General features: G+C 61.9%; 22 protein-coding genes. 9 read left to right on the plus strand and 13 right to left on the minus strand.

Going from position 1 to position 21,645, the window contains the following annotated elements; translation table 11 throughout:
- Window position 1: 1 nt before the first annotated feature.
- Genes HEQ17_RS10285 through HEQ17_RS10295 form a run of 3 tightly spaced genes read right to left on the minus strand, consistent with a single transcriptional unit; the run spans window position 2 to window position 3,547 of the window.
- Window positions 2–922 carry an ABC transporter permease gene (locus HEQ17_RS10285; RefSeq protein WP_296292656.1) on the minus strand — a complete coding sequence of 307 codons (921 nt, stop codon included), beginning with the start codon at window positions 920–922 and terminating at the stop codon, window positions 2–4.
- On the minus strand, window positions 922–2,010 hold the full coding sequence (locus HEQ17_RS10290) for an ABC transporter permease (protein ID WP_296292657.1): 1,089 nt from the start codon (window positions 2,008–2,010) through the stop codon (window positions 922–924). Before HEQ17_RS10290 ends, HEQ17_RS10285 begins: the two co-directional genes overlap by 1 nt.
- A complete protein-coding gene (locus tag HEQ17_RS10295) occupies window positions 1,997–3,547 on the minus strand; it encodes an ABC transporter ATP-binding protein (protein ID WP_296292658.1) in 1,551 nt (516 codons plus the stop codon). The genes HEQ17_RS10290 and HEQ17_RS10295 overlap by 14 nt, the downstream gene beginning before the upstream one ends.
- 156 nt (window positions 3,548–3,703) lie before the next feature.
- On the opposite strand from HEQ17_RS10295, the gene guaD reads away from it, so the two are divergent.
- A complete protein-coding gene (gene guaD, locus HEQ17_RS10300) occupies window positions 3,704–5,038 on the plus strand; it encodes a guanine deaminase (protein ID WP_296292659.1) in 1,335 nt (444 codons plus the stop codon).
- A gap of 63 nt (window positions 5,039–5,101) precedes the next feature.
- Complete coding sequence (locus tag HEQ17_RS10305; RefSeq protein WP_296293727.1) at window positions 5,102–5,299, plus strand: oxidoreductase-like domain-containing protein; 198 nt, start codon at window positions 5,102–5,104, stop codon at window positions 5,297–5,299.
- 15 nt (window positions 5,300–5,314) lie between these two features.
- Here the strand turns inward: HEQ17_RS10305 and HEQ17_RS10310 are convergent, their stop codons facing one another.
- The 3 genes from HEQ17_RS10310 to HEQ17_RS10320 all read right to left on the minus strand — a co-directional run bounded on the left by HEQ17_RS10310 (window position 5,315) and on the right by HEQ17_RS10320 (window position 7,702).
- The gene (locus HEQ17_RS10310) at window positions 5,315–5,638 is read right to left on the minus strand and encodes a thioredoxin family protein (RefSeq protein ID WP_296292660.1); all 324 of its coding nucleotides are present in this window, start codon (window positions 5,636–5,638) and stop codon (window positions 5,315–5,317) included.
- A 34-nt stretch (window positions 5,639–5,672) separates the two neighbouring features.
- Window positions 5,673–6,299 (minus strand): Crp/Fnr family transcriptional regulator, encoded by a 627-nt coding sequence (locus tag HEQ17_RS10315; RefSeq protein ID WP_296292661.1) that lies wholly within the window; start codon window positions 6,297–6,299, stop codon window positions 5,673–5,675.
- A gap of 62 nt (window positions 6,300–6,361) precedes the next feature.
- Window positions 6,362–7,702 carry a glycerate kinase gene (locus HEQ17_RS10320; protein ID WP_296293728.1) on the minus strand — a complete coding sequence of 447 codons (1,341 nt, stop codon included), beginning with the start codon at window positions 7,700–7,702 and terminating at the stop codon, window positions 6,362–6,364.
- A gap of 37 nt (window positions 7,703–7,739) precedes the next feature.
- Here HEQ17_RS10320 and HEQ17_RS10325 point away from each other — a divergent pair, with 37 nt between their 5' ends.
- The 6 genes from HEQ17_RS10325 (at window position 7,740) to HEQ17_RS10350 (ending at window position 11,725) form a co-directional block, all read left to right on the plus strand.
- Window positions 7,740–9,170, plus strand: a complete 1,431-nt coding sequence (locus tag HEQ17_RS10325; protein ID WP_296292662.1) for an 8-oxoguanine deaminase — start codon at window positions 7,740–7,742, stop codon at window positions 9,168–9,170.
- A gap of 54 nt (window positions 9,171–9,224) precedes the next feature.
- Window positions 9,225–9,494: a type II toxin-antitoxin system Phd/YefM family antitoxin gene (locus HEQ17_RS10330; RefSeq protein ID WP_108322307.1), complete on the plus strand. Its 270-nt coding sequence runs from the start codon at window positions 9,225–9,227 to the stop codon at window positions 9,492–9,494.
- Window positions 9,495–9,500: 6 nt separating this feature from the next.
- Window positions 9,501–9,815 (plus strand): CcdB family protein, encoded by a 315-nt coding sequence (locus HEQ17_RS10335; RefSeq protein ID WP_296292663.1) that lies wholly within the window; start codon window positions 9,501–9,503, stop codon window positions 9,813–9,815.
- Between the two features lie 116 nt (window positions 9,816–9,931).
- On the plus strand, window positions 9,932–10,270 hold the full coding sequence (locus HEQ17_RS10340) for a CidA/LrgA family protein (protein ID WP_296292664.1): 339 nt from the start codon (window positions 9,932–9,934) through the stop codon (window positions 10,268–10,270).
- A gap of 4 nt (window positions 10,271–10,274) precedes the next feature.
- A complete protein-coding gene (locus HEQ17_RS10345; RefSeq protein ID WP_296292665.1) occupies window positions 10,275–11,015 on the plus strand; it encodes an LrgB family protein in 741 nt (246 codons plus the stop codon).
- A gap of 104 nt (window positions 11,016–11,119) precedes the next feature.
- On the plus strand, window positions 11,120–11,725 hold the full coding sequence (locus HEQ17_RS10350; protein WP_296292666.1) for a lysophospholipid acyltransferase family protein: 606 nt from the start codon (window positions 11,120–11,122) through the stop codon (window positions 11,723–11,725).
- A gap of 78 nt (window positions 11,726–11,803) precedes the next feature.
- Here the strand turns inward: HEQ17_RS10350 and HEQ17_RS10355 are convergent, their stop codons facing one another.
- Both HEQ17_RS10355 and xdhC read right to left on the minus strand, forming a co-directional pair.
- Window positions 11,804–13,015, minus strand: coding sequence for a urate hydroxylase PuuD (locus tag HEQ17_RS10355; protein WP_296292667.1), 1,212 nt, complete (start codon window positions 13,013–13,015; stop codon window positions 11,804–11,806).
- A 209-nt stretch (window positions 13,016–13,224) separates the two neighbouring features.
- Complete coding sequence (gene xdhC, locus HEQ17_RS10360) at window positions 13,225–14,052, minus strand: xanthine dehydrogenase accessory protein XdhC (protein ID WP_296292668.1); 828 nt, start codon at window positions 14,050–14,052, stop codon at window positions 13,225–13,227.
- A 77-nt stretch (window positions 14,053–14,129) separates the two neighbouring features.
- Between xdhC and HEQ17_RS10365 the strand changes: the two genes are divergently transcribed.
- On the plus strand, window positions 14,130–14,663 hold the full coding sequence (locus HEQ17_RS10365) for a hypothetical protein (protein ID WP_296292669.1): 534 nt from the start codon (window positions 14,130–14,132) through the stop codon (window positions 14,661–14,663).
- 52 nt (window positions 14,664–14,715) lie between these two features.
- Here HEQ17_RS10365 and HEQ17_RS10370 read toward each other — a convergent pair whose 3' ends face one another.
- The 5 genes from HEQ17_RS10370 to xdhA form a co-directional block, all read right to left on the minus strand.
- On the minus strand, window positions 14,716–15,942 hold the full coding sequence (locus HEQ17_RS10370; protein WP_296292670.1) for an MFS transporter: 1,227 nt from the start codon (window positions 15,940–15,942) through the stop codon (window positions 14,716–14,718).
- Between the two features lie 119 nt (window positions 15,943–16,061).
- Complete coding sequence (locus tag HEQ17_RS10375) at window positions 16,062–17,297, minus strand: MFS transporter (RefSeq protein WP_296292671.1); 1,236 nt, start codon at window positions 17,295–17,297, stop codon at window positions 16,062–16,064.
- A gap of 117 nt (window positions 17,298–17,414) precedes the next feature.
- Window positions 17,415–17,597 (minus strand): hypothetical protein, encoded by a 183-nt coding sequence (locus tag HEQ17_RS10380; RefSeq protein ID WP_296292672.1) that lies wholly within the window; start codon window positions 17,595–17,597, stop codon window positions 17,415–17,417.
- A 25-nt stretch (window positions 17,598–17,622) separates the two neighbouring features.
- The gene (gene xdhB / locus HEQ17_RS10385; RefSeq protein ID WP_296292673.1) at window positions 17,623–19,983 is read right to left on the minus strand and encodes a xanthine dehydrogenase molybdopterin binding subunit; all 2,361 of its coding nucleotides are present in this window, start codon (window positions 19,981–19,983) and stop codon (window positions 17,623–17,625) included.
- 64 nt (window positions 19,984–20,047) lie between these two features.
- The gene (gene xdhA / locus HEQ17_RS10390; RefSeq protein WP_296292674.1) at window positions 20,048–21,511 is read right to left on the minus strand and encodes a xanthine dehydrogenase small subunit; all 1,464 of its coding nucleotides are present in this window, start codon (window positions 21,509–21,511) and stop codon (window positions 20,048–20,050) included.
- Window positions 21,512–21,645 lie beyond the last annotated feature (134 nt).

Consider the following 21,645-nt stretch of genomic DNA (forward strand, 5'->3'; position numbering starts at 1 on the left):
ATTATGAACCGGGATAAAAGGGCTTGCCCAGCGAGGCTGGCATGTTCACGCGAATCCAGGTGGGGTTGCGCGAGATCAGGGCCAGCACCACGATGGTGGCGATGTAGGGCAGCGCCGTGAGCAACTGGCTGGGCACTTGCACGCCCACGCCCTGCAAATGGAACTGCAGCATGGTCACGCCACCAAACAGGTAAGCCCCAAGCAATACACGTGCCGGACGCCAGGTGGCAAAGGTGGTCAAAGCCAAGGCGATCCAGCCCTTGCCCGCCACCATGCCCTCGACCCACAGCGGGGTGTAGATCACCGAGATGTAGGCCCCGGCCAAACCACACAAAGCGCCCCCGGCCACCACCGCCGCCAAACGGATGCGGCGCACCGGGTAGCCCAAAGCGTGCGCCGAAGCGGGCGACTCGCCCACGGCGCGCAGCACCAAACCGGTGCGGCTTTTGTACAGGAACCAAATCAGGGCCAAAACCAGCGCCATCGCCCCATAAACGAGCGGGTGCTGCTTGAACAAAGCAGGCCCCACCAGCGGGATGTCGGCCAGATAAGGCACCGCAAAATGGGGCCGGTCCGGCAGCTTTTCCTTCACATAACCAATGCCCACAAAGGCCGAAAAACCCACGCCAAACAAACTCAGCGCCAGACCCGTGGCGTACTGGTTGGTGTTCAGCCAAATCACCAGCACCCCAAAAATGGCCGCCAGCACCGCGCCCGCGCCCATTCCCGCCGCAAAGCCCAGCCAGTCGTTGCCAGTGTGTACCACGGCCGCAAAACCGGCAATCGCCGCGCACAGCATCAGGCCCTCAGCGCCCAGGTTCACCACCCCGGCTTTTTCATTGATCAGCAAACCCAAAGCGGCAATGGCCAGCACCGTACCCGCATTCAGGGTGGCGGCGATCAGCAATGCATACGACTCCATCACACGCCCCCTTTCTTGGGCGCTGACACATTGGCAGCCACCCAGCGCAAGCGGTAGGCCACCAGCGTGTCACACGCCAACAAACAAAACAGCAGCAAGCCCTGGAACACGCCGGTGATCGACTTGGGCAGCCCCAAGCGCGATTGGGCCAACTCGCCGCCGATGTAGAACATGCTCATCAGCACCGCCGACAGCACCATGCCCGCCGGGTGCAAGCGCCCGACAAAGGCCACGATGATCGCGGCAAACCCGTAGCCCGCAGGCACATAGGGCGTCAGTTGCCCGATGGGGCCCGCCACTTCCAAAGCGCCCGCCAAACCTGCCGCACCGCCTGAGGTGAGCAAGGCCACCCACAGCGCCTTGCGCGAAGAAAAGCCGGCATAGCGCGCCGCCGCCGGGGCCAGCCCGCCCACCTGCTGGGCAAACCCGGCACGGGTGCGAAACAAGAACACCCACAACAAGCCCGCGCCCACCAGCGCCATCAACAAGCCCACGCTGACGCGTGAGCCGTCCATCAAACGCGGGATCTGCGTCACCGCCTCGAAGGTTTTGGTCTGCGGAAAGTTAAATCCCGCCGGGTCTTTCCAGGGGCCATAGACCAAATAGCCCAGCACCATGTCGGCCACATACACCAGCATCAGGCTGACCAGGATTTCGTTGGCGTTGAAGCGGTCGCGCAGCAACGCCGTGAGGCCCGCCCACAACATGCCCCCCAGCACGCCCGCCAGCAACACGGCCAGCACGATCCAGCGGCCCGTGTCTTTGTCGGCCAACAGCGCCATGCCCCCGGCGCACACCGCGCCAATCACAAACTGCCCCTCAGCCCCGATGTTCCACACGTTGGACCGGAAGCACACCGACAAACCCAGCGCAATGATCAGCAAAGGCGTGGCCTTGACCATCAACTCGCCCAAGGCATAGCCACTTTTGATGGGCTCCCAAAAGAACATTTGCAGTCCGCGCACCGGGTCTTTGCCCAGCGCCATGAACAGCGCCACACCCAGCAGCACCGTCAGCACCAGCGCCAGCACGGGCGAGGCATAAGTCCACAGCCGCGAGGCCTGGGGCCGCATTTCAAGCTTGAGCATGCTGCGCCTCCTGTGCTTTGGCAGCGGCGTCGGGCCACAGGCCACTCATCCACTCGCCAATGCGTTCTACCGTGGCCTCGGCCCGTACCACCGAGGGCGATAAACGCCCCTTGGCGATCACATGCAATCGGTCAGACAGCTCAAACAATTCTTCCAACTCCTCACTCACCACCAACACGGCACAACCCGCGTCGCGCAGCGCCAAAATCTCGGCGCGAATCTGCGCCGCCGCGCCCACGTCCACGCCCCAAGTGGGTTGCGAGACGATGAGCAGCTTCGGGGTCGCGCTGATCTCGCGCCCCACAATGAACTTTTGCAAATTGCCACCGGACAGCGACTGCGCTGCGGCATCCGGGCCAGACGCCTTGACCTTGAAGCGCTCAATGACGCTGCGGGCCTGATCGGCCAGCGCGCCCATGCGCACCCAGCCGCCCGCGCCGACGGCCTCGCTGCGCGTGAGCAGCAGGTTTTGCGACAAGCTGAGCGAGGGCACAGCGCCCCGGCCCAGCCGCTCCTCGGGCACAAAATGCAGGCCCATCTGCCTGCGCGGCACCGGCCCCAGGGCCGCCACCGGCAGGCCCAACAAGCTCACGCTGGCCGCGCCGCACTGCACGCCCGCGCGGGTGTCTTCCCCCGACAAGGCCCACATCAATTCTTTCTGGCCGTTGCCCGACACGCCCGCCAGGCCCACCACCTCACCCGCACGCACCTGCAAATCAATGCCGTCCAGGTCCACCCCAAACGGGTCTTGGCGCGTCAAGCTCAAACCTTTGACCGACAAAACCACCGCACCCGGCTCGCGCGCCACATGCTTCAAAGCGGGTGGCTCGGCCCCGATCATCAAGCGGCTGAGCGAGGCGTTGGACTCTTCACGCGGATCGCACACGCCCGTCAGCTTGCCGCCGCGCAGCACGGTGCAAGCGCTGCACAGCGCCCGAATCTCATGCAGCTTGTGCGAGATGTACAAAATGCTGACGCCCTGGCTGACCAGCTTGTGCAGCACCACAAAGAGTTTTTCGACCGCTTGAGGCGTCAGCACCGAAGTCGGCTCGTCCAAAATCAACAACTTGGGCTCGGTCAACAAGGCGCGGATGATTTCCACCCGCTGCATCTCGCCCACACTCAAGGTGTGCACCGGGCGCTCGGGCTCCAGGTCCAAGCCGTACTCGCTGGCCTTGGCCACGATGCGCTCGGTCACCTCGGCCAAGCTCAGGGTTTTGTCCAGCCCCAGCCAGACGTTTTCGGCCACGGTGAGCGTGTCAAACAGGCTGAAGTGCTGAAACACCATGCTGATGCCCAGCTTGCGCGCTTCTTGCGGGTTGCGGATGCTGACCGGCTGGCCCTTGAAAAACACCTGGCCCTCGTCGGGCTTGACCGAGCCGTAGATGATTTTCATCAGCGTGGACTTGCCCGCGCCGTTTTCGCCCAGCACGGCATGGGCCTGGCCCGGCATCACGGTCAACGACACGTCCTGGTTGGCCACCACGCCGGGGTAGCGTTTGGTGATGCCCTGTAAAGACAAAAGGGGGGTGGTCATGTCGGGTGCGATGGAGGGGTCTGATAAGCCACTTGCAAAGTCCGTGCCCAAAGCGGCGATCTGAGCTTTGCAAGCCAAGAGATTGCCGCACAATGTACCACTGCCAACACCCGCTTTTCCCGGGTGTTTATCCCCGTATTCAGACTCACCCGCACCATGCGCCACGACGCCCAACTGACCGAACACCAAGCTTGGCGAGCGAGCTTGCTCTGGTTCGCCGACCCTGCCCAGCCCAAAGCCCGCCTCGAAGCCGACGGCCTGCTGGTCACCTCCCGTGAAGCCGATGGCATCGTGCGCATCCAGGCGATCGGCCCCTACCGCGAGCTGTCCAAGCAGTACCCCGGCCTGCCCGTGACCCACTGGCCCGGCCTGTGCATCGCGCCTGGCTTTGTTGATCTGCACATCCACTACCCTCAAACCGATGTCATTGGCTCGCCTGCCGAGGGCCTGCTGCCATGGCTGGAGCACTACACCTTTCCACACGAAAAGCAGTTTTCAGAGCCCGCCTACGCCCATGAAGTGACCTCGTTTTTCATGGACGAACTGATGCGCCACGGCGTGACCACCGCCCTGTGCTTCGCCACCGCCCACCCCGAATCGGTCGATGTGTTCATGGCCGAGGCGCTAAAACGCCGTCTGCGCATGGTCACCGGCAAAGTGCTGCAAGACCGCCACAGCCCCGACGGCCTGCGCGACACCGACACCAACTTGAGCCTGCGCCAGACCGAAGCCCTGATTCGCCGCTGGCACGGCGTGGACCGCCTGGGCTACGCCATCACGCCGCGCTTTGCCCCCACCAGCACACAGGCCCAGTTGCACGGTGCGGGTGAGATCGCGCAGCAATTCCCCGACGTGTGGATTCAATCGCACGTGGCCGAAAACCTCGATGAAATTCGCTGGGTGCACGAACTGTTTCCCGATGCGCGCAGCTACCTCGATGTGTACGACTGCGCCGGTCTCCTGCGCCAGCGCTCGGTGTATGCGCACTGCATTTATTTGGACGAAGCCGACCGCCGTCGGATGGCCGAAGTCGGTGCAACGGCTGCCGTCAGCCCCACCAGCAACCTGTTTTTGGGCAGCGGCTTTTTTGACTACACCGCGTCAGACGAGGCAGGTCTGCGCTACGGATTGGCCAGCGATGTGGGCGGCGGCACCAGTTTCTGCCCCTTTCACACCATGCACGCGGCCTACACCGTGGCCAGGCAAAGTGTGGGCCGCCCCGGCATCAGCCTCGCGCCAGAGCACCTGTGGTGGCAGCACACGGCGGGGGCCGCCGATGCGCTTGGTCTGAGCGGGAAAGTGGGCAACCTGCTGCCCGGCTGCGAAGCCGACTTTGTGGTGCTCAACCCCCAAGCCACGCCGCTGCTGGCGCGCCGAACCGCACAAACCGAGACGCTGGCCGAATGGCTGTTTGCGCTGATCGTGCTGGGCGATGAACGCTTGATTGCGCACACGGTGGTGCAGGGGCAGCCCGTGAACATCGGTCGATAGCAACACGCTGACCGACAATCGGGCATGACCTCGAACGAAGAGCACCCCGTCATCGACCCGTCCATGTCCCAGCGCGCATCCGTGCGCCGGGGCATTGCGCAGTATCAAGAACGCCTGCAAGCTGCAGGCCACGACTTCCGCGAACCGCCACCCGAGCCCACTTCATGCTGCGGGCGCGGCTGCAATGGCTGTGTGTGGGAAAGCTACGACGCCGCGCTGATGTTCTGGTACGAAGATGCGGGAGCTTTGCTGGCCGGATAAGCCACCGAGCAAGTCTCAAACGGACAAAGCGACCAGCAACTCCTGCACATTTGTGGGCCGAACCAACCTCCCCACTTCTTGCCCATCTTGCAACAGCACCAGCGTAGGCCAGAGCTTGACCCGGTAACTGCGGCCCAGCGCTTTGCCTGGGCCGTCTTCAATTTTCAGATACTGCCATTGCGGGTGCTGTGCAAGCGCTTCCTCCAAAAAGGGTTTTGCGGCGCGGCAGTGCCCGCACCAATCGGTGCCGAATTCCAACAGGGTCAGGCCACGCAAAGCGTCCAGATCGGCACGCCTGGGCAGTTCAATGTCACTGAGATAAGGTTTGTTTGTCACCATCGCCAAGTTGTCTTCAGATGTAGTACCGAACCCGTCACACCCCGGCCAAGTCCCGAAGGGCTTGCGGGTTGGGTAAGCCTAGCACGCGGCCGCTGCCACTGATGAGCTGGCGCTCGCGCAAGTGGCGCAGCACACGCGAAAAGGTTTCAGGGGCGATGCCCAGTTGCGCTGCGATGGTGCGTTTGCGCTCTGTCAGCTTCACGGCCAAACTGCCCGACTGATCGGTGGTTTGGGCGTGTCGCAGCAGCCATTCGGCGCATCGCGCATCGGCGTCTTTGGCCACTCGACTGACGGCCAGTTCGCTTTGTTGGCGCTGCGAACGCGCCATGTCCATGAGCAGGTTCTGCGAGGCCTCGGGCAAAGCCTGCACTTCGGCCACAAAGTCGGGCACGCTCACGTACTGCACATGCACCTCGGTCTCGGCCACCGCGTCAACCGCGTGCGGCAAGCCCAGCAAGCCCGATGCGGCCTCTAGCCAGAAGGGTCCTTCCACCACGCCCAACTGGTGCGCCATGTGGCCATCCGCCATCACCCCCAGCACCACGCGCCCCTGCATGACATGCACGATGCGGTCTACCGCGTCACCTCGGTGCAGCAACACAGTGCCTGCTAACACGGGGTCTGCGGGTTCGGACAAAGGGGGCAAAGAGGTATCCAACATGGTGGAGCCCAATGTGCCAGAGCCCCAGCCTGTGGGCTTTGACGCAAATCAATGAGGCCCCATCATCTCACCAGGATCGCCCGAAAGTCGTTCACATTGGTGTGCGTAGGCCCGGTGATGACCAGGTCGCCCAGCGGCTCAAAGAAGCCGTAAGCATCGTTGCGCTGCAAGTGTTCGCTCACTTTTAGCCCTTTTTCGGCAGCACGTGCCAGCGTATCAGGGGTCACTTGCGCGCCGGCGTTGTCTTCGATACCGTCGATGCCGTCGGTGTCGGCCGCCAGCGCCCAGACGCCCGGCTGGCCTTGCAAGGCCTCCGCCAAGCCCATGCAAAACTCGCCCGCCCGCCCACCGCGCCCACGGGGCGTGCCCGCTGGCTGGGGCTTGATGGTCACCGTGGTTTCGCCGCCGCTCAAAATCACGCAAGGCTTGGTAAAAGGCCCCAGCCCCTTGGCCGCCGCACGCGCCAGCGCCGCGTGCACCTTGGCCACCTCGCGTGACTCGCCCTCAATCTCGTCACTCAGGATGTAGGCGTTCAGCCCCATCTCACGCGCTGCAGCGGCTGCCGCCTCGAGCGACTGCTGAGGCGTGGCGATCATGTGCACGCTGTGGCCCACAAACACGGGCGAGCCAGGTTTGGGCGTTTCCCAAACGCCCGACTGCAAGGCCTGCAGCACCGAGTCGGGCACGTTGATCGCATAGCGCTTGAGAATGGCCAGCGCATCGGCGCAGGTGCTGGCATCGGGCACGGTGGGGCCGCTGGCGATGATGGACGGGTCGTCGCCCGGCACATCGCTGATCGTGAGCGTGACCACCCGCGCAGGCGCGCAAGCGGCCGCCAGACGCCCGCCCTTGATGCGCGAGAGGTGTTTGCGCAGACAGTTCATCTCAGAAATATTGGCCCCGCTGGCGAGCAGTTGGCGATTGATGTCTTGCTTGAGCTGCAAGCTGATGCCATCGGCGGGCAAAGTCAGCAAAGACGAGCCGCCGCCCGAAATCAGGCACAGCACCAGGTCGTCGGCGGTCAGGCCTTTGGTGAGTTCCAAAATCCGCTCAGCCGCTAGCAACCCTGCAGCATCGGGCACCGGATGCGAGGCCTCGACCACCTCGATGCGCGCTGGCAAGCCCGCCGGACGCGGCGGGGTGTGGCCATAGCGCGTGACGACCAGACCCGACAGTGGCGCGTCCTGGGGCCACAGGGCCTCGACCGCTTGCGCCATCGCCCCGCCCGCCTTGCCAGCGCCCAGCACCAGGGTGCGGCCCTTGGCAGGATCTGGCGGAGCAGGCAAATGGGCCGCCGTGTTGTGCAGCGGCAAGGCACGTTGCACCGCCACGTCGTAAAGCGCTTTCAAAAAGGCAGAGGGATCTTGGGTCAAGCTGGAGATGTGGGGCTGGGCGTCTTGCATGGGCAAATTGTGCCCCACGGCAGGTAAAGTTCGTCCCATGACCACGCTGCTCATCCACCGCGCCCGCTGCATCGCCACCATGGACGATGCGAACACCGAACTCCAAGACGCCTCGCTCCTGATACGCGATGGCCGCATCGAGCGAATCATTTCCGCCACTGAAAACACCGACGAACTGGTCAAGCAAGTCGACGAAGTGATCGACGCCCGCCGCCATGTGGTGGTGCCGGGCTTGATCAACACGCACCACCACATGGTCCAGTCGCTCACGCGGGCGATTCCGGGGGTGCAAAACGCCGAGTTGTTTTCTTGGCTGCAGGGCCTTTATCCGATCTGGGTGGGCCTCACGCCTGAAATGGTGCGTGTCTCAGGCCAGGTGACCATGGCCGAGCTGCAGCTGAGCGGCTGCACCACCAGCTCTGACCACCTCTACATCTACCCCAACGGCGTGCGGCTGGACGACAGCATCGAAGCGGCGCACACCATGGGCATGCGCTTCACCGCCACACGCGGCAGCATGAGCGTGGGGCAGTCGCAAGGTGGCCTGCCGCCCGACAGCGTGGTCGAAAAAGAACCCGCCATCTTGAAAGAAACCCAGCGCCTGATTGAGACTTGGCACGACGCCAGCTACGGATCGATGACGCATGTGGCCGTGGCCCCCTGCTCACCCTTCAGCGTGAGTCAGGACCTGATGCGCGAATCTGCCAAATTGGCCCGCACCCACGGCGTGCGCCTGCACACCCACCTGGCCGAAAACGACCACGACGTCGCATATACGAAAGAAAAATTCAACTGCACGCCGGCGCAATACGCCGAGAACCTGGGCTGGGTGGGTCACGACGTGTGGCACGCCCACGGCGTGAAGCTGGACGACCAAGGCACGTATTTGTTTGCCCGAACACGCACCGGCATCGCCCACTGCCCCTGCAGCAACATGCGCCTGGCCAGCGGCATCTTGCCGCTGCGCAAAATGCTCGATGCAGGCGTGCCCATTGGTCTGGGCGTGGACGGCAGCGCGAGCAACGACGCGGCGCACCTGCTGAACGAAGCCCGCCAAGCCATGCTGCTGGCCCGCGTGGGCAGGGCCATGGAGCCACCGCGCGTTGAAGACGGGCGCACCGTGTACGGCTGTGACCGAGGCCCCGCCGAAATGACACCCCGCGACGCCCTGCGCCTGGCCACACGCGGCGGCGCCGAAGTGCTGGGTCGCGCCCACGAACTGGGGCAAATCAAGGCAGGCTATTGCGCCGACATCGCCCTGTTCCGCACCGACACCCTCAGCATGGCGGGCGGCGCGGTGCACGACCCGGTGGGCGCGCTGCTGTTGTGCGCCAGCGACAACGCCGACTACACCATCGTCAACGGGCGCGTGGTGGTGCGCCAGGGCGAGATTGCCACGGTGGACATGGGGCCGCTGATTGAGCGGCACAACCAACTGGCGATGCAGTTGGTGTTGGGGGCAGCTTAAGTTTCCAATCTCTGGACGCCTTTAGCTAAAATAGCCATCCATCAGGAGCCCGCCATGCAAATCACCGCCACCGAAGCAAAAAACCGTTTTGGCAGCATTTGCGCCCTTGCCAAGCGCGAACCCGTATTTGTAGAAAAAGCGGGGCAAATAGACACCGTCATCTTGTCGGCTGAGCAATACCGGGCTTTACAAGCCAATCAAAACAGCAGCAGTCTGGCTGCACGCAAGAAGAAGTTTGAAACTGAATTTGGCGACTGGATTGCCGCGCAGAACACTTGGGTAGAAAAGCAAGGCATCCCCGGTGCCGACTTGCGGCCTTGGTAAAACGCCATGGCGCAGTTTGATGTTTACGCCAATCCCAGCGAGAGCGCTGCGCACGGCATTCCCTATGTGGTGGTCGTGCAGAGTGACTTGCTGGATGCATTGGCCACACGCATGACCATTCCTTTGGCCACTCTTGAATTTGCAGAAAAGTCACCTGACAAACTTTGCCCCGTGGTTACAGTCAGCGGCCAGCGCCTGCGCGCACTGGCCCATTACACGGCACCCTTGCCCACGCGCAGCTTGCGGCAAGTGGAGGGCAATTTGGCAGCGCAAGCCAGCACACTGATTGCGGCGATGGACGTGGTGGTTTCAGGGGTTTAGCCACCGAACGCCTTTGGCGTAGCACTTTTCAGCGTCAGAAACCCCGCCGATATCCTCGCACTCAGATCACAAGTCTTTCGCCCCCAACGCCAACGCAAGCTGTCTACACTGTGGCCATGATCCAAGGCCTCGTTCAACTCTTCATCTTCCAAGCCCTGGGCGAGCTGCTCTCCAAGTTCGCCCTGCCCTTCATCCCCGGCCCGGTGCTGGGTCTGGTGTTGTTGCTGGCGTTTTTGGCGCTGCGTGGCCATGTGCCCGCGTCCATGGACCTGGTGGGCAGCAGCATCTTGCAGCACTTGGGGCTGTTGTTCATTCCGGCGTCGGTGGGGGTGGTGCTTTATTTGCCGGTGCTGCGGGCCCATGCCTGGGCCATCAGCGCGGCGCTGGTGATCAGCGTGCTGGCCACGGTGGCGGTGACGGCACTTGTGCTCAAGCTGCTGGCACCCAAGGACTGAGGCCATGAACCCCATGACACGCTCCGACCTGCCCGCCATCTCCGAGATTTGGGTTTACCTCTCGGGCAGCCCGCTGCTGGCTTTGGTGCTCACGCTCAGCGCTTACCTGATCGGCCTCACCCTATACGAGCGCAGCCAGCGCAACCCGCTGGCCAACCCGGTGTTGATCGCGGTGGTGCTGGTGTGCCTGAGCATCAGCGTGCTCGACATGCCGTATGCCCAGTACTTTGAAGGCGCGCAGTTTGTGCACTTCTTGCTCGGCACGGCCACGGTGTCGCTGGCCATTCCCATCTACAAAGGTTTTGCCTCGCTCAAGGGGCGAATGGGTGTGCTGATGCTGTCGCTGGTGGCGGGCGGCGTGACCTCGGTGATCACGGCCGTGGGCGTGGCGCGCTGGCTGGGGGTGGACGAAGCCTTGGTGCGCGGTCTGGTGGCCAAGTCGGTCACCGCGCCGATTGCCATGGGCATTGCCGAACGCGTGCTGGCCTCGCCCACCCTGACCGCCATCTTTGCGGTGAGCACCGGCATTTTGGGCGCGGTGCTGGGCCGCTATGTGCTGGACGCCTTGCGCATCACGGCCTGGTGGCAGCGCGGTTTTGCTTTGGGTGTGGCCGCCCACGGCATTGGCACCTCTCGCGCTTTCAGCGTCAATGCCGAAGCCGGGGCCTATGCCAGCCTGGGCATGGGGCTGCACGGCATTGCGGGGGCGGTGCTGATTCCGTATGCAGTGGGTGGGTGGTTTTGATCTTGGATGCGAACTCAGAAGTTGGCCCAATGGATCAAATTTGACAGACATAATCAGTGCTCCCCGAGACACCTTCGCCAATTTCCGTTGACCGTCCGTGCGCCATGCACCACACCATTTTTGACACCCCCATCGTCAACACCGCCTTGCGCGGTTTCTCGTTGGCATTTCTCAAAGTCACAGGCTGGAAGGTCGATGGCAGTTTGCCTGCGGGTGTCACCAAATGCGTGGTCATTGCTGCGCCGCACACCAGCAATTGGGATCTGCCCTACACCCTGATGGTGGCGTATGTGTTGCGCTTGCAGATTTACTGGATGGGCAAAAGCAGCATCTTCTCGTTTCCCTTTGGTCCGGTCATGCGCTGGCTGGGCGGCATCGCCGTCAACCGTTCCCAAGCGTCCAACTTGGTGGACTCGTGCGCCCAAGCATTGGTCCAAGCCGAAGGCTCGGTGCACCTGGTGGTGCCCCCCGAAGGCACGCGCAGCAAAACGCGCTATTGGAAAACCGGCTTTTATTACATCGCGCTGCAAGCGCAGGTGCCCATCGTGATGGCCTACATGGACTATTCGCGCAAAGTCAGTGGCCTGGGCCCCCTGTTCTACCCCACGGGCGACATAGATGAGGACATGGTCGCCATCAAGGCGTTTTATGCGCCCTTCAAAGGCAAGAACGCAGAGCAGTTTGAAGCACCGCCAGACAAACCAGCTTGAACTGCGGCAGGGTTGGGGGTTGCCGCTGCGGGTCGGGTGACGGCTGCTCGGCATGAACCGATCAAGAGTCCCAGCCCTTCAGTCCAGCTTGGCCCCCGCCACAAACCAGCGCCCGATCATGGCGCGCTCTTCTTCGGTCAGGCCGGTGGCATTGCCCATGGGCATTTGTTTGGTCACCGCCACTTGTTGGTAGACGTTTTGCGCGTGTAGCTTGATCTGTTCAGGGCTGTCCAAGCGGACGTTTTTCATTTGCACCTGAGCGTTGTGGCACGACAGACAATGCTGACTGACGAGGCTTTGCACCTGGGCAAAGCTCACCGGCTGGACAGGCACTGCAGAGACCTTGGGCGGCGCAGGCCGCAAGGCCACGATCACACCCAAAATCATCACCACGCCCACCGCCGCAAAAGGCCAGGGGTTGGCCGCGCGGCCCAGGTGGAAGGCATGGCGCTGCACAAAGAACTGGCGAATCAAAGCACCCGCCAACATCATCACAAACAGCAGCACCCAGCGGTGTTCGTGCGTGTACAAAAAGCTGTAATGGTTGCTCAGCATCGCAAAGATGACGGGCAGCGTGAAATAAGTGTTGTGCACGCTGCGTTGCTTGCCGCGCTTGCCGTGGATGGCCAGCGCATTGGCGTCATAGGATTCACCGGACGTCATGGCGGCCACCACCTTGCGCTGGCCGGGGATGATCCAGAAGAACACGTTGGCGCTCATGGCGGTCGCGATCATCGCGCCCACCAGCAAAAAGGCGGCGCGCCCTGCAAACAGCTCGTTGGCCAGCCAGGCACAAAACGCCACGACCACGATCATCAAGCCCGCCACGATCAGCTCGCCGTTTTTTCGGAAGCCAAACACGCGGCAAATGATGTCGTAAACAAACCAAAAGGCCACCAGCATGCCCACAGCGGCCGAGCCCGCCATAACCGGGGTCCAGTCCATCAGCGACTTGTCGATCAGGAAAGTGCCCGCGTTGTAAAGATAGAGCACCGTGAACAGCGCGAAACCGGTCAGCCAAGTGGAATAACTTTCCCAATAAAACCAGTGCAGCTTGGTGTGAATGATCTTGGGGGCGACCATGTACTTTTGCGGGTTGTAAAAACCGCCGCCGTGCACCGCCCACATGGCGCCGCCTACGCCTTTTTCGAGCAAGTCGGGCGAGTTGGGTTTTTGCAGGTTGTTGTCCAGAAAGACAAAGTAAAACGAAGAGCCAATCCAGGCGATGGCGGTGATGACGTGCACCCATCGCAGCAACAAATTGGCCCATTCCAGAAAATACGATTCCATGAAGGATTCTCCAACCTGCTCACCACCGCGGGCCCTGTGAGCGGGTATGCGGTCGCGAACATGTTCCAAGAGGAACCTGCGCCGCTGCGACCAGTGCACCGAAGTGTATACAGTTTAAGCTCGCCGATCCAGTTTTGATCAGCGGGCCAATATCGGCGAAAACCAACACCCCTTGACCGCCCCAATGCACCTGACATCAGCCATAGCTTTCACAGCGTTTGCAAGAGTTGCGCCGCCACGGCCACCGCAATGACCTCTGGCTCCTTGCCGGTGATTCCTGGCACGCCAATCGGACAGGTGATGTGCCCGAGTTCATCGGCAGTGAACCCCCGGTCTTGCAATCGGTGCCTGAAGGTGGCCCATTTGGTTTGGCTGCCGATCAGGCCCACAAAAGGCAGATCACCCCGCTCGCGCTGACGCCTGAGGCAAGCGACCACGATGTCGAGGTCTTCTGCATGGCTGAAGCTCATGATCAGCACCCTGCTGCCTGCGGCCAGATCGGCCACGGCCGCTTGCACCGGGTTGGAGTGTTCGCATTCCACACCCTCGGGTACATCAACCGGAAAAATCTCGTCGCGACTGTCCACCCAGCGCACGGCAAAGGGCAAGGGCACCAGAGTATGGACCAGGGCCTTTCCCACATGTCCACCGCCAAACAGCGTGAGCGGGGTGCGCGCAGGCATCAACTGCGTTCGCAAGCGCGGCACGTCGGCAGCCTCGACCCGCTCGAAAGCCAACTCGACCACGCCACCGCAACACTGCCCCAAACTGGGGCCCAAAACCTGACGCAAAACCGTTTTTTCGGTCTGCCCAAGCAGCAAACGCTGCGCATGCGCGATCGCCTGCATCTCCAGGTGCCCACCCCCAATGGTGCCCTCCATGCCCTGGGCAGACACCATCATGTGCGTGCCTGGCCCTCGCGGCACGGATCCCTGCGTGGCCTGCACACTGACCAACACGGCTTTGTCGGAAGCAAGCAGCTTCAATGCTTTTTCAATCCAATTCACACTATGGGGTCCATTCAAAGTTAAGGCCATTGGCTGACTTGCCCGCTCAAGCCTGTCAATGCCACAATCAACAGCCACGAAGAGTATGCCAAGGACAAAGGCTCACCATGACGCAACGTTCGAGTCAGATGCACAAGCAAGTCAAAAGCTTTTTTTCGGTGCTGGGTACTGCAGCTTTGGGGGTCTTGATCGGATGCAGCACACCACCCCCAGCCGTTACTACACCGCCGCCGCTACCAGCAGCACCGCCTTCGCCGGTCGTACAGGTTCCAGAGCCTATCATCCCACCTGCCGGTCCCACATCACTGGCCCGCAGCAGCAGGGAGTACCGCAAGGACGCTGCTGGCCATTTGTACGGCCTGCATGCACAACGCATCTACAAAGGCCGCATGCCCCCCTTGCTCGAAGCCGTGGGGGTGCTGAATGTGGACATCGACCAAAAAGGTTCGGTGAAAGCGGTCCACTGGATGCGAGCGCCCAAGCATGCGCCGCACGTCATGGCAGAGATCGAGCGCATGGTCAATTCCTCTGCACCTTACCCGGTGCCCAAGTACATGAGCCAGGTCACCTACACCGATGTATGGCTTTGGCACAAAAGCGGCAAGTTTCAGCTCGACACACTGACCGAGGGACAGGACTGATCAGAACCCTTGGGTGCGCTGAGGTCTGGCACTCTCCGGCTGAAGGCAAGGCTCAGGCCGGCGTCGTCTGCTCGTGCGACGCGCCGGGCAGCAAAGTCAAAATGAGCGTGGTGGCCACCGAAAACCCCGCCAGCAGCAAGAGCGAGTTGCCAAACCCCATGGCCTTGACGACCGGCCCCAAAGCCCAGACCGACAAAGAGCTGACCGCGAATGACACGCCCAGACGCATGCCCGACACGCGCGAACGCAAGCGATCGTCCACATACCGGGCGATCATGTAATCGGTGAAAGGAATGGCGCCAAAGATGAACACCATCACGCCCGTCAATGCCACAAACAACCACCAGCCTTGGGCCTGAGAGGCCAAGATCAGCATGGGAATCTGCGCCAAGACCATGAACATGAAAAAGTGTTTGAGCGGAAAACGGTTGATCAGGTGCCCCACCACCACCTGGGCCACCGAGGCCACGGCGTAGACCAGCGCCAGCAACAGGCCCAAGCTGGCGGGGTCTTCCATGACGCCCACAAAGCGCTCGGTGATCAAAGGTCCGTTGCCGTTGGTGGTGAAGTTGAACAGCACGCTGCTGGTGATAGCCGCTGCCGTCATGACCACCAGCGCACGCGCCAACATGGGCGCGGGCAGGCTGACCTTGGCGCCGCCCTTGCGCTTGGCAGGAGAGGATAACTCTTGCGGGCAAGTGCGGGCAAACACCCAGCCGCAGACCAAGGCCACCACACCGGGCAGAACAAAAGCCGCCCGCCAGCCGAACCACTGGATCAAAAAACCGGTGAGCAAGGCAGCCACCGCCACGCCCAGATTGCCTGAGAGCCCATTGAAGCCAATGGTTGCGCCCGGGTTGGACGAGCGTTCCAGGAGCATCGGAATGCCCACCGGGTGGTAAATCGAAGCGAACACGCCGATCAGCGTGAGGCTTGTGGCCAGTTGCCAAGGCGTTTGGGTGAACGCCGTGAGGATAGACGCTGCGCCAATGCCAAAAAAGAAAATCAGCATCATGCTGCGGCGGCCCCACAAATCCCCCAAGCGACCGGCGGGCAAAGAACCCAGACCGAACATGAAAAACGCCCCTGCGCCGTAAGGCATCAGGTCTTGCCATTGGGCCAGGCCCATGTCGGTCGCGATGGTGCTGACCGCCGCCGCAAAAATCAGCAAGAACAAATGGTCCAAGGCGTGCGCGATGTTGAGCAGGCCCCGCACCACGCGGGGGTGGTCAGCGGGTGGTTCTGGCACAGTGGCCGCAGAAGAGGTCAAGGTCGTCATGGTCAATTTCAGCTTTCAGACACAGGCGTATTGACCCGGGCCAGGATGCACCAGCACTGTGCGCCCACGGCCGATTGGACGCTGTCGCTTTGGTCACAGCAGGGCTCATCGTGCTCGCGTCACAAAGGTGCATTGGCCGGGGCTTTGCGGTCCCAAATGTGCGCACGCCAATACACCGCCATGGCCCCAGTGAACAGCAAGCCCAAGACCGAATACATGCCGGCTGTGGCGGCATAGCCCCAGCGGTCAATCAGCGGCCCAGACATCAACAGGCCCAATGGCAAACCCCAGATGGCCAGCATGCGCATGCCCATCACACGGCCCCGGTAGGCGGGCTCTGTGGCGCGCAGCATCACGGCGGCCAGTGGCGTCATGGTCAGGCTTTGTGCCAGGCCGGCCAACCACAGCAAGGCCATGCCCATGCCCAGATGCGTGCTGAAGGCGAACAGCACATCCACCGCAAACCAAACCGCCCCGGCCAGCACCATGGTTTGCGCAGCGCGAAACGCAAAGCGGTGCGAACTGAGCACCACCGAGCCCACCAGACCGCCAAAAGCAAAGCTGGCACCCAGCCAGCCCAGCCCCGTCTGGTCGGTCAGGTAAATGTTTTTGGCGACATAGGGCAGCAAGCCCAAAGAGAAGGGAAAGGCCAGCAGGTTGGCCAAAAACGCCAAGGCCATGGCGGCCATCAGCACCGGGCGAGTCCACACATAGCCAAAGGCCAGCTGCAAGTCGCGCACGGGCGACAGGCGCGGGGCATCTTTGACGGCTGTTTGTGCAGGTCCATCCGAGACGCCGCGCGACAGCACAAAACTGAGGGTGTAAAGCGCTGTGATCAGCGCGTAAGCCCAAGTCATGCCCAGCCAGGCGACCACACCCGCACCGGCCAATGCACCCGCAATGCGGGCCGAATCCGAGGTGATGCGCGAAATGCCCAGTGTGCCCAGCAAATGCCGGGGCGGCAAAGTCTGCGCAATCAAGGCGTTGCGCATCATCATGTCCGACGGCCGCACCAGTCCAGCCAAAGCGGCCATGAACAGCACGATCATGGGGGTGAGGGCCTGCAACCAGGCCAGCAGCATGAAGGTGGCGGCCAGCGCCGCATACAGGGCACGCGACCAATACAGCATGCGGCGGTAACCCAGCCGATCGCCCACCACGCCAAACATGGGAGAAACCAAAGAACCCAAGTATTGCAACGAGCCAAACACCACCAGCATCATCACCGAGCCCGACTCGACCAGGATGAACCAGCCCAGCACGATGGTCTCCATCTCAAATGCCCAGGATGTGGCCAGATCGGCAGGCCACTGGAAGCGAAAACTCCGCACCCGGAAAGGGTCGCGCCAGTGCATGGCGGTTGGGGTTTCAGCCGTCGGCGTGCCCTGGCTCACAGCCGTGGCCCTGCGCAGAACAAAGTGAGGGGAAACAGCGCACAGTGGCCGGGGCGCGGGCGCAGGCCACTCATGCGCTCAGTCCTGCCCGGCGCGCAGTGACTGCGGGGTGGTGTCGCTCTTGGCAAGGCGGTCTGGCTGCGCCGCAGGCTCGGGCATGAAGCACATCTTCTCGCCATCCCAGCGCTGGCCGCACCAGCACAGGCCTTCGGCGTTGATGATGCAAGTGCCGGTGCCGCAGCACCGTGGATCGTCTGACATGGGGCTGCTCCTAAAAATCAAGACCTCACAGCCCTGCAGTGGCCTTGGCTTTTTCGCAAGCCATCAGGATGCGTTCGGGCGTAGCTGGGGCGTCCATGTAGACCACGGCTTTGTGGTCGGCGCTGGCCGCCACAGCATCGCGCAAGGCGAAGAATGCCGAAAGACCCAACATCAAAGGCGGCTCGCCGGTGGCCTTGCTGTTGAAAGGCGTGGGTTTCAAGTTGGCGTTGTCGAACAAGCTCACATTGAAATGCTCTGGAATGTCGCCCGCCACCGGAATCTTGTAAGTGCTGGGGCCGTGGGTGAGCAGCTTGCCCTTTTTGTCCCAAATGCACTCTTCCATGGTCAGCCAACCCATGCCTTGCACATAAGCGCCTTCGATCTGGCCCCTGTCCAATGCGGGGTTGATGCTGCGGCCCACGTCGTGCACGATGTCCACGGCTTTGAGCCACCACTCGCCGGTGCGGGTGTCGATTTCGACTTCGCTCACGGCCGCGCCGTAGCAGTAGTAATAAAACGCACGGCCATTCAGGGTCGCGAAGTCGTATTTGATTTCGGGCGTCATGTAGAAACCCGTGACCGACAAGCCCACACGTTCCATGTACGCTTGTTTGGTCAAATCGGCCCACTTGACGGATTTGCTGCCACCATGGACTTCGTTATTCGCGAAAGTCACATCACCTTCAGCACAGCCCAACATGCGGGCCGCCACGGGCTTCAAGCGCTCACGCATTTGCATCGTCGCATTCATGATGGCCGCGCCGTTGATGTCGGCACCGCTCGAAGCCGAAGTGGCCGAAGCGTTGGGCACTTTTTGTGAATCGGTGGCGGTGATGCGCACATGGTCCACGCTGATGCCCAAACCATCGGCACACACCTGCGCCATCTTGGTGTTGAGGCCTTGGCCCATTTCGGTGCCGCCGTGGTTGCAGCTGACCGAGCCGTCCATGTAAATCACCAGCAGCGCGCCGCCTTGGTTCAGGTGCGTGGCGGTGAAGCTGATGCCGAACTTCAAAGGCACGAGCGCCATGCCGCGCTTGCGGGTTTTGCTCCTGGCGTTGAAGGCTTGCACCTCGGCGCGACGCTCGGCGTATTTCGATTCCTGCTCCACCTGATCGATCACCTGGTCACCCACCCAGTCTTCAATCAACTGGTTGTATTGGGTGGTCATGGTGTCGGGCGTGCCGCTGATGGCGGGGTCTTTGTAGAGGTTGAGCTTGCGCACTTCCAAAGGGTCTTTGCCCAAAGTCATCGCAATCTCGTCCATCACCGTCTCGATCCCGAACATGCCTTGTGGCCCGCCAAAGCCACGGAAAGCGGTGGCGCTTTGCGTGTTGGTTTTGCAGCGGTGGCTGACCAGCTTGAGCGCGGGCAGGTGGTAAGTGTTGTCGATGTGCAAGCAAGCACGGTCGTTCACCGGGCCCGAATAGTCGGTGCTGTAACCGCAGCGCGACATGAGCGTGATGTTGGCACCCAAAACGCGGCCGTTGTCGTCAAAGCCCACTTCGTAATCGATGCGGAAATCGTGGCGCTTGCCGGTGATGGTCATGTCGTCATCGCGGTTCACGCGCAGCTTGACGGGCTTTTGCAGTTTGAACGCGGCCAATGCAGCGCTTTGGCTGAAGATGCTGGCGTTGCCTTCTTTGCCGCCAAAGCCGCCACCCATGCGGCGGCAAATTACCTCCACATCGTTGGTGTGCAGGTTCAGGGCGTGTGCGGCTTCGCGCTGGTTGCCATCGGGGTGCTGGGTCGACACGTACAGCGTGAGCTGACCGTCTTCCTTGGGCACCGCGTAAGTGATTTGACCTTCCAGGTAAAACTGCTCTTGTTGGCCGGTGCGGGTGCTGCCTTTGATTGTGTGCGGTGCATTGGCAATCGCCGCTGCTGCGTCACCGCGTGTGATGCCCTTGGGCGGCATGATGAAACTGTTGGCCGCCATCGCCTCTTCGATCGTCAAGATGGGCGTGAGTTCTTTCACCAGCACCTTGGCTTTGTGGGCGGCTTCGCGGGCATAGAGCATGTCGCGCGCCACGACCACAGCCACGGCCTGCCCCACAAACTCGACCTTGCCAGCGGCCAGGAACGGGTCGTCATGGACGATGGGGCCGCAGTTGTTTTCACCGGGGATGTCTTTGGCGGTGTAGACCGCCACAACGCCGTGCTCTTTCAAAATCGCTGCGCGGTCGATGCCGTCGCCGATCAACTCGCCATGCGCCACGGGCGACAAGATGAGCGCGGCGTACAAAGTGCCTGCGTGCTCAGGAATGTCGTCGATGTAGGTGGCCGAGCCGGTCACATGCAGGTGCGCGGACTCGTGAACGATGTCAGTGCCTTGCTGAACGCCCGAAACAGGCAACAGGTTTTTGAGTGCGGTAGGAGCGTTCATTCTTGCCTCTAGAGTGAGGGGGCAGAGCAAATTTGCTGCGCAAATATTGGTCTATCCCCAGGTTTCAAGATTGTTCTTCGATGAATTCAAGGGCCAGATTGCGGGCCACCAAAGCACGGTAAGCCCAAGTGGCGCGCAAACCGTCACGGGCAGTGAAGCTGGCGGCAATCGCTGCATCCAACTCGACGGCTTTCACCTCGGATGGGACGCGGCCTTCCAGCACGGCTTCGAGCTTGGGCGGGCGGCAAGGCGATGGCGCCAAGCCGTTGTAGGCCAGCTTCACACCGCTCAACTTGCCGCCTTTCAGCGTGTAGCTGATGGCGGCGCAGGTGGCCGAAATGTCTTGTTCAAAACGCTTGCTCACCTTGTGGGCACGGAAAACTTGGGCCTCTACGGGCTTGGGCAACTCCACCGCTTCGATGAACTCACCGGGCTCCATCACGTTTTTCTTCATGCCGGTGTAGAAGTTGTCCAGCAGCACTTTGCGGGTCTTCTCGCCCCGGCGCAGCAACAAGCTGGCACCCAGCACCATCAGGCAAGGCATGGTGTCGCCAATGGGCGAGCCGTTGGCGATGTTGCCCGCCAGCGTGGCAGTCGACCGGATGGGGGGTGAGCCAAAGCGGCGCAGCACTTCGGCGAAGTCGGGGTAAGCCTGGGCCACCAGCGCTTCGACTTGCGTGAGAGACACGGCCGCGCCAATGCGCCAGGCTTTGTCGGTCTCTTGGATCTGCCGCAACTCGGCCACATTGCCCAAATACATGATGTGGTCGGGGCGGCTGAACTGCTTGTTCACCTGCAGACCGATTTCGGTGCTGCCTGCCAGCAGTGTGGTCGTGGGGTGCTTTGCCAAATAGTCGGCGACTTCGGCCAGGGTGGCGGGCGAGACAAACTCGTTGCCCTTCTTGGTGCGCACCACGGGCTGCACGATGATGTCACCGTCCAGGCTCAGCGTGGGCACGCTGGAGCGCTTGATTTCCTTGAGCAAAGGCACATCGGCGCTGTCGTCGAGCTTGAGCCCCGCGGGCTTGGCGCAGGCCTTGGTGGCCGACTCAATGATCGGCTTGTAGCCGGTGCAACGGCACAGGTTGCCGCTGAGCGAGTCGGTGATTTGCTGGCGGTTGGGGGTGGGCAAGACCTGCACCAGGTTCACCAAACTCATCACGATGCCGGGCGTACAAAACCCGCACTGCGAGCCATGGCACTTGACCATCTCTTCTTGCACCGGGTGCATGCTGCCATCGGCTTTTTTCAAGCTCTCGATGGTTTTCACCGATTTGCCGTCCAGCGACGGCAGCAGCTGAATGCAGGCGTTGGTGGCCACATAGTCCACCCCGGTGCCGGCCGCATTGAGCTCACCCACCATGACCACACAAGCGCCGCAATCGCCTTCGGCGCAGCCCTCTTTGGTGCCGGTGCGGTGCATTTGCTCGCGCAAATAGTCCAGAACGGTGGTGGTGCGGCGCTCGCCTTGGGCTTCGACGATGCGGCCGTCGAGCACAAAACGCACGGTGTTGGTGACTTGGGTCATGGGAGGAGGGGGTATGTAATCGGGAAAGCCTGATTTTAGAGAGGGAAAACCCGCTGTGGATGGCTTTTTCAAAGAGAACGGGCAAATACGCCCATTTACAACGAGGCCGCATCCCCATTCGGGCAGCTGAATTA

This window comes from Limnohabitans sp., assembly GCF_023910625.1.
Lineage (GTDB): Bacteria > Pseudomonadota > Gammaproteobacteria > Burkholderiales > Burkholderiaceae_C > Limnohabitans_A.